At 64.0% G+C, this 14,299-nt stretch carries 14 protein-coding genes; 1 reads left to right on the top strand and 13 read right to left on the bottom strand.

What is annotated here, in order from left to right; translation table 11 throughout:
* The first annotated feature begins 50 nt into the window (after window positions 1-50).
* The gene (locus CYJ07_RS01675; RefSeq protein ID WP_104201924.1) at window positions 51-1,589 is read left to right on the top strand and encodes a uracil permease; all 1,539 of its coding nucleotides are present in this window, start codon (window positions 51-53) and stop codon (window positions 1,587-1,589) included.
* A gap of 261 nt (window positions 1,590-1,850) precedes the next feature.
* Here CYJ07_RS01675 and CYJ07_RS01665 read toward each other — a convergent pair whose 3' ends face one another.
* The 13 genes from CYJ07_RS01665 to trpB all read right to left on the bottom strand — a co-directional run bounded on the left by CYJ07_RS01665 (window position 1,851) and on the right by trpB (window position 14,234).
* Window positions 1,851-2,318 (bottom strand): Spy/CpxP family protein refolding chaperone, encoded by a 468-nt coding sequence (locus tag CYJ07_RS01665; RefSeq protein WP_104201922.1) that lies wholly within the window; start codon window positions 2,316-2,318, stop codon window positions 1,851-1,853.
* A gap of 81 nt (window positions 2,319-2,399) precedes the next feature.
* Entirely contained in the window at window positions 2,400-3,770 is a 1,371-nt protein-coding gene (locus CYJ07_RS01660; protein WP_104201921.1) for an MATE family efflux transporter, read from the bottom strand.
* Window positions 3,771-3,799: 29 nt separating this feature from the next.
* Window positions 3,800-4,291, bottom strand: coding sequence for a PAS domain-containing protein (locus CYJ07_RS01655; protein WP_104201920.1), 492 nt, complete (start codon window positions 4,289-4,291; stop codon window positions 3,800-3,802).
* Window positions 4,292-4,411: 120 nt separating this feature from the next.
* Entirely contained in the window at window positions 4,412-4,996 is a 585-nt protein-coding gene (locus tag CYJ07_RS01650; RefSeq protein ID WP_104201919.1) for a YceI family protein, read from the bottom strand.
* A gap of 40 nt (window positions 4,997-5,036) precedes the next feature.
* Window positions 5,037-5,591 (bottom strand): cytochrome b, encoded by a 555-nt coding sequence (locus CYJ07_RS01645; RefSeq protein WP_104201918.1) that lies wholly within the window; start codon window positions 5,589-5,591, stop codon window positions 5,037-5,039.
* A gap of 132 nt (window positions 5,592-5,723) precedes the next feature.
* Window positions 5,724-6,920 (bottom strand): O-succinylhomoserine sulfhydrylase, encoded by a 1,197-nt coding sequence (locus CYJ07_RS01640; protein WP_104201917.1) that lies wholly within the window; start codon window positions 6,918-6,920, stop codon window positions 5,724-5,726.
* Between the two features lie 8 nt (window positions 6,921-6,928).
* Complete coding sequence (gene purF, locus CYJ07_RS01635; protein ID WP_104201916.1) at window positions 6,929-8,452, bottom strand: amidophosphoribosyltransferase; 1,524 nt, start codon at window positions 8,450-8,452, stop codon at window positions 6,929-6,931.
* 58 nt (window positions 8,453-8,510) lie between these two features.
* Window positions 8,511-9,071 carry a CvpA family protein gene (locus CYJ07_RS01630; RefSeq protein WP_104201915.1) on the bottom strand — a complete coding sequence of 187 codons (561 nt, stop codon included), beginning with the start codon at window positions 9,069-9,071 and terminating at the stop codon, window positions 8,511-8,513.
* 4 nt (window positions 9,072-9,075) lie between these two features.
* Complete coding sequence (locus tag CYJ07_RS01625; protein WP_197038225.1) at window positions 9,076-9,768, bottom strand: SPOR domain-containing protein; 693 nt, start codon at window positions 9,766-9,768, stop codon at window positions 9,076-9,078.
* A gap of 24 nt (window positions 9,769-9,792) precedes the next feature.
* A complete protein-coding gene (gene folC / locus CYJ07_RS01620) occupies window positions 9,793-11,079 on the bottom strand; it encodes a bifunctional tetrahydrofolate synthase/dihydrofolate synthase (RefSeq protein WP_104201914.1) in 1,287 nt (428 codons plus the stop codon).
* A 5-nt stretch (window positions 11,080-11,084) separates the two neighbouring features.
* Window positions 11,085-12,113, bottom strand: coding sequence for an acetyl-CoA carboxylase, carboxyltransferase subunit beta (accD, locus tag CYJ07_RS01615; RefSeq protein ID WP_104201913.1), 1,029 nt, complete (start codon window positions 12,111-12,113; stop codon window positions 11,085-11,087).
* 88 nt (window positions 12,114-12,201) lie between these two features.
* Window positions 12,202-13,017 (bottom strand): tryptophan synthase subunit alpha, encoded by an 816-nt coding sequence (trpA, locus tag CYJ07_RS01610; RefSeq protein ID WP_104201912.1) that lies wholly within the window; start codon window positions 13,015-13,017, stop codon window positions 12,202-12,204.
* 2 nt (window positions 13,018-13,019) lie between these two features.
* Complete coding sequence (gene trpB / locus CYJ07_RS01605) at window positions 13,020-14,234, bottom strand: tryptophan synthase subunit beta (RefSeq protein ID WP_104201911.1); 1,215 nt, start codon at window positions 14,232-14,234, stop codon at window positions 13,020-13,022.
* Window positions 14,235-14,299 lie beyond the last annotated feature (65 nt).

The raw sequence follows: 14,299 nt of genomic DNA, 5'->3' as shown, positions 1-14,299 counted from the left end.
CCAAACTGACCACTGCCTTGTATACAACCCCATAACACAAGAGGCTCAACATGGCGGCTTCCCCTGTGCACTATCCCTGGTACAAGAAGGAGGACACCGATGCCTTCTTTGCCCTGTTCCAGAACAACATCGCCAACTTCGTCATCATCGCCATCACCATGCTGGGTATGGATTTCCCGGCTTCCATCGTGTTTGGCCAAGTGCTGCCCGGCGCCGCGGTTGCGGTAATGATCGGCAACTTCTACTACGCCTGGTCCGCCGCTCGCCTGGCCCGTAAGGAGAATCGTGCCGATGTCACGGCGCTCTCCTACGGTATTTCCACTCCAGTGATGTTCGTCTTCCTGTTCGGCGTACTGCTGCCGGCCAAGCAGCTCACCGGCGATGCGACTCTGGCCTGGAAGGTCGCTGTTGCCGCCTGCTTCATCAGCGGCGCCATCGAAGCGCTCGTCAGCTTAGTGGGTCGCTGGGTTCAGTATCACCTGCCGCGCGCCGCCATGCTAGGCGCAGTGGCGGGCGTGGCTCTGACTTTCATTGCCGGTGAAATGCTGTTCAAGACTCTGGAGATGCCGGTCATCGGCCTGCTGGTACTGGCCATCATTATTGTCGGTCTGGTAGCGAGGGTGAGCATGCCCTTCCGTCTGCCTACTTCCCTGTTCGCCATCGTCATCGGTACCGCCATGGCCTACCTGATCGGCGACGCAGGCAGTGAGCGATTCAGCGACGCCTTCACCCACCTCGGTTTCTATCCGCTGCTGCCGAACATGGCTTGGTTCGAGGGGCTGGGGCTGCTATTCACCAGCATGCTCGCCGTGTTGACCGTGGTGCTACCCATCACGCTGTACAACGCCATCGAGACGATGAACAACGTCGAGGCCATGGAAGCGGCAGGCGACAAGTACGACGTGCGTGAGTGTCAGGCCGTGGATGGCGCGGGAACCATGATCGGCGCCCTGTTCGGCGGCGTTTTTCCCACTACCGTCTACATCGCCACCGTAGGCGCCAAGTGGATGGGCGCGGGACGCGGTTACAGCATCCTCAACGGTGCGGTCTATGCGGTGGCCACCATGTTCGGCCTGATCGCCGCCCTGGCGGCCATTATCCCGGTCTCGGTGGTTGCCCCGATCCTGGTATTCGTTGGCATGTCGATGATCGCGACCGCGTTCCAGAGCAACGACACCCGTTACTATCCGGCCGTGGCGCTGGCTATGTTGCCCTACTTCGCCAACTACGTGATGACGCGATTCAACCGCGGCGCTGGCGAGGTGGTGGCGGACATCTCGAGTGGCATCGTCGCCATGGGCCAGGGGGCGATGTTCATGGCCATCTTCATCGGCGCCATGACGGTGTCGGTTATCGACCACCAGTTCCGTCGCGCAGCGGCATTCGCTGCGACTGCCGCCGGCTTCTCCTTCGTGGGCCTGATGCATGCTCCCAAGCTTGCCTTCAATGCCTCTTGGGACTTCACCCTCGGCTACCTGGTGATGGGGGTGCTCTTCCTCTACTTCGCCTGGCAGCAGGAGAAGCTGACTGCACCCCATGACGCCTCCCCGCGACCGGCGCCGGCCACGCAGCCACCCACTGCAGACTGACCCCCACCGCTCGCAGCTAAAGGCCCTGCCGGATCGGCAGGGCCTTTACAACGTTCGGCTTACTCGGTCACGCCTCGCGGTCACACGGCGTAACTCGGGACATCCAGGCCGCTCGTATCGATCGCTGGGTGACGGCCGTCCATCAGGTCTGCCAATAGCTGTCCGCTACCGCAGCCCATTGACCAGCCTAGAATGAGAGAACAAGAAGGGAGAGGAAGATACCGGTGGCCGCCATGGGCGACCACCGGTTGACGTAGCAGGTTACTGGGCGGGCGGCTGGCCACCCTGCTGCTGCATCTGGTCCTGCAAGTCGCGCATCTGCTGCTGCTGTTGAGCAATCTCCTGCTCCAGCCGTTCACGCTGTTCCTCGGTGAACACGGCTTCCACACGGGATTGCAACAGGACGCTCTCGGCGGTGAGTTCGCCGGTCAGCTCGCCGAGACGAGAAGCATCCTGACGGATTGCCGCCTCGTCGAAGTCGGGACCGACATGCTCACCAAGGCGTGCCTGAAGAGCCTGCACTTCCTGCTCCTTGGGCGCCATCTGGCTCTGCGCCTCGTCCAGCAAGCGACGAATCTCCTGCTGCTGGTTCTCGTCCAGGTCGAGAAGCTGGTCGAGCTGATCCACCTGGTCTCCCTGTGGCGGGGCCTGCATCTGCTGCTGTGCGGTTGCTGCCGAAGCCATGCCCAGACTCAGCGCGATCGTCACCAGGATGTTGACTAGCTTCATTGCTTACTCCATTGCCTTCAAGTGCATTTATGGCACGATGGCGTCGGCCACCACGTCCTATCCCTGACAGCGAAATCTGCGTCAGGTTCGTCTGCGCTGGGTAAAAGATGGCTCCGCTTCACGATGCGAGGCACAAGCGGAGCCGCACGCCGCGTCGTTGAGCCGCCGACGCAGCAACTGCCAGGCCGCCAGGCCGGCCAGCAGGTTTCCCATGGCCGCGCCCATGGCCAGTCCCGGTAGTCCGGCGACACGAGCGCCCAGCCATAGACATGGCAGATAGAAGAGGAACAGGCGAGCCGCAGAAAGCAGCATGGATCGCAGCGGCCAACCCAGCGCATTGCCGGCCGAGACCACCAGCATGCAGGTTCCTAGCGCGGCATAGCTCGGCAGCAGGAAGCGAATCAGTATGGCCAGATCATCGCGTACCTCTGAACTGCCGGAGAGCATCTGGGCTACCCAGGGCGATGCCAATGCCAGCGTCAGACCCAGGATGAGCTGCCAGACGACCACTACCTTGAGTGCCAGCCGCAACAGCCGCCTTACCTGTTCCCAGTCACCTGCACCATAGCAACGCCCCAGCCAGGGCGGCAACGACATGGTCATCGCCAGCACCACGACCAGGGCGAGCGTCTCGAGCCGACTCGCCAAGCCCCAGGCCGCCACCGTCGACTCGCCCAGGCCGGCCGCCACCGATACCGCCAGCATGGCCGCCAGCGGCGGCATCAGCTGGCCGACCATGGCGGGTGCCGCAATGGCGGCGAACGGTCGCGCCGAGTGCGACACCTCATGGCCGAGTCCCTGCCGTGCCAGCCAATCGGTTCGTTTCAGCCTGCCACCCACCACCAGCAATCCACCACCAAAGGCAGCGGCCGTGGCCCAGGCCGCTCCGGGCAGCCCCAATCCCGGCCAGTTACCGACACCGAAGATCAGCAGAGGATCGAGCACCAGATTGAGTAGGCTCGTGACTACCATCATCTTTCCCGGCAGACGCGTATCGCCATGAGCGCGAAACAGGCTGTAGACGAAATAGAGCACCGCCCCCAGCCAGGAGGCGAACAGCTGCGGCGCCCAATACCCGCGAATCAGTGCTCGCGTCGCGGCATCGGCACCCAGGCGGGCGAATATCGGATCCTGAATCCACCAGAGCAGCAGCGCCAGCAGCCCGATAATGGCACTGCCTGCCAGCAGCACCAATGTGCCGAGCCGTCGGGCTCGATCTACCTCCCCTGCTCCCAGCGAGCGCGATATCAGCGCGGCGATGGCGATGCCGAGCCCGACCTGGATACCGATGATCAGAAAGGACAGCGGAAAAGTGAAGGATTGGGCTGCCAGCGGTGCCGTGCCCAAATGCGCGATGAAGACGCTATCGACTAGCTGAAAGCCGAGCAACGCCATGACACCGATAGCCATCGGCCAGGTCTGGCGCCAGAGAGACCTGCCCAGGGAAGGCATCTCTCGATCACTTGAAGAAGATTGAGGCGTCACGGTGCCTCCAGCTCGGAGGCGGGGGGCGTCCACTCAGAGCGGGAACTGCTTATCTCGCTGCCGACAGGAACGTCTACACAGAACATGACGGGATCGCGAGTGAGGTCGCCCAGCATCACGTGGTAGGAGTAGACGGGCACCGGACGACACGCTCGATCGTGAAGTATCAGACGCCCTGCCGGTATCGCTCTGCCTTCTCTTATCCAAGCCTCATGAAGCGCAATCACCTGTTCGCGCATGTCGATAGGAATGATGAGCTCCTCCAGACGCCGACCCAGCGCTTCCGACTTCTGATAACCATAAAGTCGAGCGCTCTCCTCGTTCCAGTACACCACTTGCCTGTTACGGTCGTAGCCCTGCACGGCAATGTTGGGCAAGCTCTCCAGCAGCTCACGGAAGCGTACCTCTCCCGAGCGAGACAACGTGGCAACCTCCCGACGGCGGAAGCGGCTCAGTAGACGACGGACCGGCTCTGTCGACAGGCGCATGAGGGGGCAGCTCCGCGGCAAGGAATGAAAGGGATGGTAGCCGAATCCGCACAGGTGGCGGGAGCAAAAAAGCGCCCCCGGCAAGCCGGGGGCGACAGGATCGCGTCGACCGAGAACGGACTACTGACGCACGCCCTCGAAAGTCACGTAGAGCTCGAGCTCGTGCATGACTTCGGGAAAGTCGCTCATGTCGATGCCGTAATCGGCCAGCGTCAACGTGGTCGAGCCTTCGAACCCAGCGCGATAGTTGCCCCACGGATCGTCGCCCTCGCCCATCAGGGTGACCGGCATCTCGATTTCGCGGGTCTCGCCCTTCAGCGTCAGCTCACCTGACAGTACTCCCTCGTCCTCTCCCTTCGGCTCGAAGCCGGTGGAGACGAAGGTGGCGGTCGGATACTCGTCGGCGCTGAGGAAATCGTCGCTCAGGAAGTGGCGATCGCGTTCGGCGTGGTTGGTATGCAGGCTGCCCACCTGAACTTCCATCTCGACGCTCGAGGCCTCGAGATCGTCCGGATCATAGTGGAAGCTGCCTTCGAAATCCTCGAACTGGCCGAGAATATAGGAGAAACCGAGATGGTTGATCTTGAACTGGACGAAGGCGTGTTGGCCTTCGGTGTCGATCACGTAGTCATCAGCCAATGCATGGCCGGCCACGGCCAGGGAAGCGGCGCTCAGGGCAGTAACGATTGCGGCTCTCTTGAACATGGGTCTCTCCTTGGTTGAGCGTCCTCGTGGACGCAGATGTTCAGCGACGGCGCGCACGCGCCGGATTGAGCATGCGCACGAGGGTATCGTGACGATCGAGGAAATGATGCTTGAGGGCTGCCAGGGTATGACCGACCGCCAACACTATCAGGGCCAGGGCACTGTACCAATGGATCGCTCCGGCGACGCTGGCCTGGTCGGGCAGTCCGCTGATCAGAGCCGGCACCTCGAACCAGTCGAAGACGCTGATGCCGCGTCCCTTCGCCGTCGAGATGAGGTAGCCGCTGAACAGGACGGCAAGCATCAGAACGTACAAGGCGATATGGCCGAAATGCGCCGCGAGCCGTTCGAGGCGGCTGCCGTGAGCCTGCGGTGTCGGCTGGGCCAGGCGCCAGACGATGCGCAGCAGCGTGGCAAACAGTAGCAGCATACCGATGGAACGATGCCACCAGGGGGCGCGGTTGTACCAGGCGTCGAAGTAGCCCAGGTCCGTCATCCACCAGCCCAGGGCGAACAGGCCGACCACGACCAGAGCACTGAGCCAATGCAGGGCTATGCTGATCAGACCCCAGCCTGACCGAGTGTTGGACCACATCGCCGCCCCCGTTGAGCTTCGCCAATATTGATGGGGAGCATACCGCAGTACGTCAGCGTAATGTGCTGAAAAAAGCCGAACGCTACGTTCGTTAAAATTACATGCAGGCGCCATTGAAGCGGCGCCTGCGGTTCAAATCAACGCATCGAGGCCTCGCGCCAGGTCGGCACGAATGTCCTCTAACGCCTCGAGCCCCACCGACACGCGTATCAGTCCGTCGCCGATACCGGCGGCCTCCTTCTGTGCTTCGGAGAGACGGCCATGAGTGGTGGTAGCCGGATGCGTGATGGTGGTCTTGACGTCGCCCAGGTTGCCGGTGATGGAAAGCATCCGCGTGGCATCGATCACCGACCAGGCGGCCTCTCGCCCACCTTCGACCTCGAAGCCAAGCACCGCGCCGAACCCCAGCTGTTGCTTCCCGGCCAACACGTGCTGTGGATGGTCCGGCAAACCGCTGTAGTGCACTTTCGCCACGGCCGGATGATCTTGCAGCCATTCGGCCAATTTTTGCGCATTATCGCAGTGGGCTCGCATGCGCAGGTTCAGGGTCTCGAGCCCCTTGGTGAAGACCCAGGCATTGAACGGGCTCAAGCACGGTCCGCAGGTGCGCACCACGCCGAAGACCTCCTCCAATTCCTGGTTGCGCCCCACCACGGCTCCGCCCACCGTACGGCCTTGGCCATCGAGGTATTTGGTGGCGGAATGGATCACCAGGTCGGCGCCCAGCGCCAGCGGCCGCTGCAGCGCCGGGGTCAGAAAACAATTGTCGATGGCCAGCAACGCGCCGTGGCGATGGGCGATCTCGGCCAGCGCGGCGATGTCGACCACCTCGGAGAGCGGATTGGAGGGTGTCTCCGCGAACAGCAGGCGCGTCCGTGGCGTGATCGCCGCCTCCCAGGCCGTCAGATCCGACAGCTCGACATAGCGCGTGACGATACCCAGCTTGCCGAAATACTTGTCGAACAGGCTAACGGTAGAGCCGAACAACGAGCGCGAAGCGACGATCTCGTCGCCCGCCGCGAGCAGCGCGATGACCGTGGACAGAATCGCCGCCATGCCGGAGCTCGTCGCGACACAGCGCTCCCCGCCCTCCAGCGACGCCAGGCGTTGCTCGAAGGTGTGTACCGTCGGGTTGGTGAAGCGCGAATAGATGTTACCTGGCTCCTCACCGCCGAACTTGCGCGCCGCCTCGGCCGCGCTGCCATAGACGAAACTCGAGGTGGGAAAGATCGGCTCGCCGTGCTCCTGCTCGTGGGTGCGCTGATGGCCGGCGCGGATGGCCAGGGTTTCCAGCGCCCAGTCCGCATCCTGTTTCGTATCGTCGTGCATGATGGCCCTCAGTCGTCGATGTCGTCTTCCTGATTGTGCATGCCCACCAGCGCATGCGCACCGAGGCTTTGCTGCTCCTTGGCCGCATCGTTGCGCGACGCCTCGAGCGCCGATAGATAGCCGTCATCGATATCACCAGTGACGTAGCGACCATCGAATACCGAGCAGTCGAACTGCTCCAGGCCGGGATTGACTTCGCGGCAGGCCGCCTTGAGATCCTCCAGGTCCTGGTAGAAGATGCGGTCGGCGCCTATCAGCTCGCCCACTTCCGCTTCGCTGCGCCCGTGGGCGATCAGCTCCGAGGCCGCCGGCATGTCGATGCCGTAGACATTAGGGTAGCGTACCGGCGGCGCCGCCGAGGCGAAATAGACCTTGTTGGCACCGGCCTCTCGGGCCATCTGGATAATCTGCTTGCACGTCGTGCCGCGCACGATGGAGTCATCCATCAGCAGCACATTCTTGCCCTTGAACTCGATACCAATGGCATTGAGCTTCTGACGCACTGACTTCTTGCGCTGGGTCTGTCCCGGCATGATGAAGGTCCGCCCGATATAGCGATTCTTCATGAAGCCTTCACGATAGGTGACGCCCAGGTGCTGAGCCAGTTCCAGGGCCGAGGTCCGTGAGGTATCGGGAATCGGGATCACCACGTCGATGTCGTGGTCGGGCCATTCGTTGCGAATGCGGTCGCCGAGCTTGCGCCCCATCTGCATGCGCGTACCGTAGACGTAGGCGCCATCGAGAATGGAGTCGGGGCGGGCCAAGTAGACGTGCTCGAAGATGCACGGCGCCAGCGAGGGCGCATCGGCGCACTGCTGGGTATGGAACTCGCCGTTCATGTCGACGAAGATCGCCTCGCCCGGAGCCAGGTCGCGGTGCAGTTCGAAGCCCCCCACGTCGAGCGCCACGGACTCGGAAGCGATCATCACCTCCTGGCCGGCGCCCTCGTCGCGGGTACCGAACACGACCGGACGGATACCATTCGGGTCGCGGAACGCCACCAGGCCGACGCCATTGATGATTGCCACCGCGGCATAGCCACCACGGCAACGGCGATGCACGCGACGCACCGCGTCGAAGATGTCGCCAGGTGTCAGATGCAGCCCCTGCTTGCCCAGCTCATGGGCGAAGACGTTGAGCAGCACCTCGGAATCGGAGCTGGTGTTGATATGGCGAAGATCGGAGGAGAAGAGCTCCTGCTTGATCTGCTCCGAATTGGTCAGATTGCCGTTGTGGGCAAGCGCGATGCCGTAGGGCGAATTGACGTAGAACGGCTGGGATTCCGCTTCGCTCGCCGACCCGGCGGTCGGATAGCGCACGTGACCGATGCCCAGGCTGCCCTTCAGGCGTGCCATGTGTCGGGTGTGGAACACGTCACGAACCAGGCCATTGCTCTTGCGCAGCAGAAAGCGCCCGTCGTTCCACGTCATCATTCCGGCGGCATCCTGGCCGCGGTGCTGAAGCACCGTCAGAGCGTCATAGATCGCCTGGTTCACGGTCTGCTTGGCCAGAAGGCCTACGATACCGCACATTCCACCTTACCTCGCATGCTGTTGCCGGCCGCGACCGGCAGAAGAAATCAGTATCGCATCAGCGCGTGCCATCGTCGCGCTCACTGTCGTTGGCGCGATCAGGGAGCGAAAGCTGATGCCACCTTTCCGCCTGGGGCACACGCCCCTCCCAGCCTTCGAGCTGATCCACCACCCAGTCGCGCAGTTGCTCGAATGACGGGCGCAACTGGGCCTGCTGCCACGCCTGCAGCTGAACGAGCGGGGTCAGACTGATCAATATCGTGGCCACCACCAGCACCGCCGCGCCGCGCGCGGCCCCGAAACAGGCGCCGGAGACACGATTGAAGAACCCCATGCCGACCCATTCCACGGCGGCATGGACCATGCGGATGACGATTCCGCAAAGCAATACCACGCCAAGAATGACCAGCACAAACGCCAGCACCAGCCGACCGTCGGGATTGTCGATCACACCGGCGAGCAGGTCGGCCACCGGCTCGGCCAGCAGACGCGCGGCCAGCAGCGCGATGATCCAGGCGGCCAGCCCCAGGCCTTCGCGCACCAGGCCGCGCATGAAACCCGCCAGAGTCGAGACGGATAAGAGAGCCAGAAAACCCCAATCGATCCAGGTCAGCGTCATCGACTCACTCTCTTACCCGCACCAGCAGACCCTGCAGGTTGGCCTGCTCCTTGACCTCGCTCATGGCGCGTTCGCCGGCCTCCGAGCTGGCATAAGGTCCCACGTAAACGGTCGTCATGTCATTGTCGCGCCGGCGACTGTAGACGGAAAAGCCCTGCTCCTGCAGGCGAGCCTGCAGGCGCTCGGCGTTACCCGCCTCGCCGAAACTGCCGACCTGTACGGCCCACTCGCCATCGGGCGAAGCGGACGCAGGCGAGCCACTCGATTCAGAAGATCGGCGATCACTCTCGTTGCGGCTGGAAGCCGCCTGGGCCAGTTCGGCAATCGGATCCTCACGCGGCGCTTCGTCGGCGTTCGGCGACGAAGTCTCGGTTTCGCCGTCAGGTGACGGTGTGGCGACCACGGGCGGCACCTCCACCCTTGGGTCCGGTTCCGTCGCCTGATCTTCCTCCAGCGGGGGAGGCGGCTCGATCCGAGGGGCTTGAGGTTCCGGTGGACGAATCTGTCCCAGGCTTTCCGGCGGCTGGGGATCGGGAACGTCCCGGCGCTCGACCGGCACCGGCTGCTCAATGGTGAGCTTCGGCTGAGGCCGCTCGTCGCGCGGCGCCGGTTCATCGAACAACATCGGTACGAAGATCACCGCCAGCGCGATCAGGATGACCGCCCCGCTGATTCGTTCACGCATTCCGTATTTCATATGCCCTCCTGCCCCAGGCCCAGGCTAGGCCATCTGCGCCTGTTTCCATGTCAATATGGCCGCGACGGTAAAGAAGGAACCGCACGCCAGCACACGGTCGTCGGGCCCCAGACGGTCGGCCAGCCACCGCGCGCCGGCCTCGGGCGACTCCCCCCGGTAGGCGACATGACCGCCCTGCGCCTCGATCCGTGCAGCCAGGTCTTCGGCACTGCGAGCGCGCTCGCCGTCCAGTGATACCGTCACCCAGCCGTCCGCCACTCGCGTCAGCGCCGCGATCACACCGTCGGCATCTTTGTCGCCCAACATGCCAAGCAGTATCCAGGTGCGACCGCGGCAAGGCATGACGCTGAGCTGCCCCGCAAGATAGGCGGCGGCATGAGGATTGTGACCCACATCGAGACACCAAGGCCCCACCCACTGCATGCGACCCGGCAACTGCACGGCGCCGAGCGCCTGGCGACAGGTCGCAGATTCCAACGCGACACCGGCCGATGCCAGTGCCTGCAGAGCCGTGGCGGCATTGTCCAGCGGCAGTCCTGGATCGGGCAAATCGACCAGCTCGTGGGAAGCGCCGCCGTCGCCCAAGCCGATCCACTCCCAGCGGCCGGGAACCGCTCGATGCCAGTCGAACGCTTCGCCCAGCGCCACCACGGGCGCACCACGTGCATCGGCGCACTCACGTACGCTGGAAGGAAGCTCCCGACTGCCCAGCACGGCCGGCCGTCCCGTACGCAGGATACCGGCCTTCTCTCGCCCGATTCCCTCCAGGTCGTCGCCCAGAAAGGCGGCATGATCGCGAGCGATGGGCGTGATGACCGCCACATCGGCGTCGAGCACGTTGACCGCATCGAGGCGCCCGCCCAGACCGACTTCGAGGATGGCGAGGTCGGGCCGCTGGCGGCCAATCGCCCACAAGGCGGCCAGCGTTCCCGCTTCGAAATACGTCAGGCTGATCGGTTCATCGGTCAGTCGCGCGGCTTCCACGGCTTCGAAGCCGGCAATCAGCGTGGCGTCTTCCGCTTCGCTGCCGTTCAGCCGCAGGCGTTCGTTGTAACGCAGCAGGTGGGGGGACGTGTAGGCCGCGGTAGTGACGCCATGAGCGCGTGCCACGGCATCGAGCATGGCCACCGTGGACCCCTTGCCGTTGGTGCCGGCAACGGTAATGACGCGCCCGGCCAGACGCTCGTGCAAGAGCCCCATGCGGCGAGCGACCTCGGCGACCCTGTCGAGGCCGAGGTCTATCCCCACCGGGTGGACCTGCTCCAGATACGTCAGCCAGGCGTCGAGGCGCGATGCGTCAGAAGGGGTCACGGGTGTCAGCGCGGCGCATCGGAACGATCGGCATCCTCGTCGTCGGCGTAGGATGCGTTCTCCTCCTCCGGCTCGAACTGCTCGGAGGCGGGCTCGTATTCGCCTTCCGTTGCCTCCGCACGCTCGGCCTCGTCGACTAGATCGGGCTCGAGCAGCATGGAGTCCTCGATGCCGTTGGGCGGCTGATGGGTCAGCTTGCGCAGTACCGCACCCAAGCGATCGCGCATCTCGCCGCGGTGTACGATCATGTCCACCGTGCCATGCTCGAGCAGGAACTCGCTGCGCTGGAAGCCCTCGGGGAGCTTCTCGCGTACCGTCTGCTCAATCACTCGCGGTCCGGCGAAGCCGATCAGGGCATTGGGCTCGGCGACGTTGAGATCGCCGAGCATGGCCAACGACGCCGAAACACCGCCGAATACGGGATCCGTCAGTACCGAGATGTAGGGAACGCCGGCCTCACGCAGCCGCTCCAGAGCGGCCGATGTCTTGGCCATCTGCATCAGCGAGAACAGCGCCTCCTGCATCCGCGCTCCGCCCGAAGCGGAAAAGCAGATGAAGGGAATGCGTTCCTCCAGCGCCAGCGTCGCGGCGCGGACGAATTTCTCCCCCACGACGGCGCCCATGGACCCCCCCATGAAGGTGAATTCGAAGGCCACGACGATCACCGGAAGGTCATCCAGCGTGCCGCGCATCGCGACCAGGGCATCGTTCTCGCCGGTCTCCTTCTGAGCCGCATTGAGGCGGTCCTTGTACTTCTTGGAGTCGCGGAACTTGAGACGATCGACCGGCTCGAGGTCGGCCGAGATCTCCTCGCGCCCTTCCTTGTCGAGGAACCAGTCGAGGCGTTTGCGCGCGGTCAAGCGCAGGTGGTGATCGCACTTGGGACAGACGTTGTGGTGCTTCTCCAACTCGGGAAGGTAGAGCACCGCCTCACACTTGGGGCACTTGCGCCACAGACCGTCGGGCACGCTGGCCCGGCGGTCCTTGCGCTGAATCCGTCCCATCGAGGGAACAATCTTGTCGAGCCAGCTCATGTCAGAAGGCATCCGTATGCTGTTGCGCCCGGCAGGACCGGGCGTCGTGAGTCATAACCTTGGGCAAGGGCAACGATTCGGACAAAGCCTAACGCGGCGGCAGCGCATCCAGAGCCTGGCGCATCTCGGCGAGCACCGCCGACAGCTCCCCGGCGATCGTCTCCGGATGCTCGGCATGCTCGGCAATGCGTCCGACCAGGGCGCTGCCGACGATGACGCCATCCGCCACCTTGCCGACCTCAGCGGCCGAGGCGCCGTCGCGAATGCCGAAGCCCACGCACAACGGCAGATCGGTCAGTTCGCGCAGGGGCGCCAGATGGCTTGCCACGTCGTCGGCGTTGAGCGTTGCGGCCCCGGTCACGCCCTTGAGCGCGACGTAGTAGAGGTAGCCCTCGCCATGGGCGCATATTGTAGCGGCCCGCTCCCTTGAAGTGGTAGGGGCGACGAGAAAGATAGAGGCGAGTCCGCGCGCCTTGAGGATCGGACCGAACTCATCGGCCTCCTCGGGCGGCATGTCCACGGTCAGTACGCCGTCGATACCGGCGTCTGCGGCCTGATCGGCAAATGCCTCGAGACCGATGCGCTCAACGGGATTGAGGTAGCCCATCAGCACGACCGGCGTGTCGCGATCGGTCTGGCGAAATTCCCGCACCATCTCGAACAGGTGGCTTAGGCGCACGTTGTGCCTGAGTGCCCGTTCGCAGGCTTTCTGGATCACCGGGCCATCGGCCATCGGATCGGAGAATGGCACTCCCAGCTCGAGCACATCGGCACCGGCTGCCACCAGCGCATGCAGGAAACCGACGGTGTACTGCGGTGTGGGGTCGCCGGCGGTGATGTAGGGGATCAGTGCCCGGCGGCCCTGAGCCTTGAGTTCGGCGAAGCGTTGATCGATTCGATTCATCCTCAAAACTCCAGCCCGTCGATCTTGGCGACCGTCATGATGTCCTTGTCGCCGCGCCCCGAGAGGTTGACGACGATATGCTGCTCGGACCGCATGGTCGGCGCCAGCACCTTGGCATGGGCCAGGGCATGTGCCGATTCCAGTGCGGGCATGATGCCCTCCACCCGGGTCAATTCGCGGAACGCCTCGAGCACGGCGTCGTCGTTGGCGGCCACGTAATTGACTCGGCCCACGTCCTTCCACAGAGCATGCTCGGGACCCACGCCAGGGTAGTCCAGGCCGGCCGAGATCGAGTGGGTATCCGAGACCTGGCCGCCCTCGTCGGACATCAGGTAGGTGCGGTTGCCATGCAGCACGCCGCGCGGCGCATTGGAAGCCAGCGGCGCGGCATGGCGCCCGGTATCGACGCCGTCACCGCCGGCCTCGACGCCGTACATGGCGACCTCGTCATCCTCGACGAAGGGATAGAACAGCCCCATGGCGTTGGAGCCGCCGCCGACGCAGGCGATCAGCGCGTCGGGCAGCTTGCCGAACTCCTCCAGCGACTGACGGCGCGCCTCGCGCCCAACCACGGCGTTGAAGTCGCGCACCAGCATGGGATATGGGTGCGGCCCGGCCACGGTACCGATGATGTAGAAGGTATCGTCGACGTTGGTCACCCAGTCGCGCAGCGCCTCGTTCATGGCGTCCTTGAGGGTGCGCGTGCCCGAGGTCACCGGTATCACGGTGGCGCCGAGCAAGCGCATGCGGTAGACGTTGAGCTTCTGACGCTCGACGTCCTCGGCTCCCATATAGACTTCGCACTTCAAGCCCAGACGCGCCGCCACGGTAGCGGTGGCCACGCCGTGCTGGCCGGCGCCGGTCTCGGCGATCACCCGCGGCTTGCCACTCATCTTGGCCAGCAGGGCCTGGCCGATGGTGTTGTTCACCTTGTGCGCACCGGTGTGATTGAGGTCCTCGCGCTTGAGCCAGACCTGTGCCCCGCCGAGCTGCTTCGACCATCGCTCGGCATGATAGAGCGGTGACGGACGGCCCACGTAATGGGCCAGGTCGTAGTCGAATTCGGCCTGGAAATCCGGATCGTCGCGAAGACCCAGGTAGGTCTTCTCCAGCTCGTCCAGGGCGAAGCTCAGGGTCTCCGAGACGAACCGGCCGCCATAGGGGCCGAAATGGCCGCGGGCATCCGGCAGTCGGGTCAGGTCACTGAACTTGCTCACGAAAGACACCTCACAGGGTCGCCAGAAGGGACAGGATAAGATCGGGAAGACGAAGTAGCGGCACG

The organism is Billgrantia saliphila, assembly GCF_002930105.1.
GTDB classification, from domain to species: domain Bacteria; phylum Pseudomonadota; class Gammaproteobacteria; order Pseudomonadales; family Halomonadaceae; genus Halomonas; species Halomonas saliphila.
This window is presented reverse-complemented; position numbering and strand designations above follow the sequence as displayed.

Coding starts and splice junctions, on each gene's coding strand:
- trpA (WP_104201912.1), bottom strand. CDS start 13,017: ATGAATCGAATCGATCAACGCTTCGCCGAACTCAAGGCTCAGGGCCGC.
- CYJ07_RS01660 (WP_104201921.1), bottom strand. CDS start 3,770: ATGCCTTCCCTGGGCAGGTCTCTCTGGCGCCAGACCTGGCCGATGGCT.
- CYJ07_RS01640 (WP_104201917.1), bottom strand. CDS start 6,920: ATGCACGACGATACGAAACAGGATGCGGACTGGGCGCTGGAAACCCTG.
- CYJ07_RS01625 (WP_197038225.1), bottom strand. CDS start 9,768: ATGAAATACGGAATGCGTGAACGAATCAGCGGGGCGGTCATCCTGATC.
- CYJ07_RS01650 (WP_104201919.1), bottom strand. CDS start 4,996: ATGTTCAAGAGAGCCGCAATCGTTACTGCCCTGAGCGCCGCTTCCCTG.
- CYJ07_RS01645 (WP_104201918.1), bottom strand. CDS start 5,591: ATGTGGTCCAACACTCGGTCAGGCTGGGGTCTGATCAGCATAGCCCTG.
- CYJ07_RS01655 (WP_104201920.1), bottom strand. CDS start 4,291: ATGCGCCTGTCGACAGAGCCGGTCCGTCGTCTACTGAGCCGCTTCCGC.
- accD (WP_104201913.1), bottom strand. CDS start 12,113: ATGAGCTGGCTCGACAAGATTGTTCCCTCGATGGGACGGATTCAGCGC.
- CYJ07_RS01630 (WP_104201915.1), bottom strand. CDS start 9,071: ATGACGCTGACCTGGATCGATTGGGGTTTTCTGGCTCTCTTATCCGTC.
- CYJ07_RS01665 (WP_104201922.1), bottom strand. CDS start 2,318: ATGAAGCTAGTCAACATCCTGGTGACGATCGCGCTGAGTCTGGGCATG.
- purF (WP_104201916.1), bottom strand. CDS start 8,452: ATGTGCGGTATCGTAGGCCTTCTGGCCAAGCAGACCGTGAACCAGGCG.
- CYJ07_RS01675 (WP_104201924.1), top strand. CDS start 51: ATGGCGGCTTCCCCTGTGCACTATCCCTGGTACAAGAAGGAGGACACC.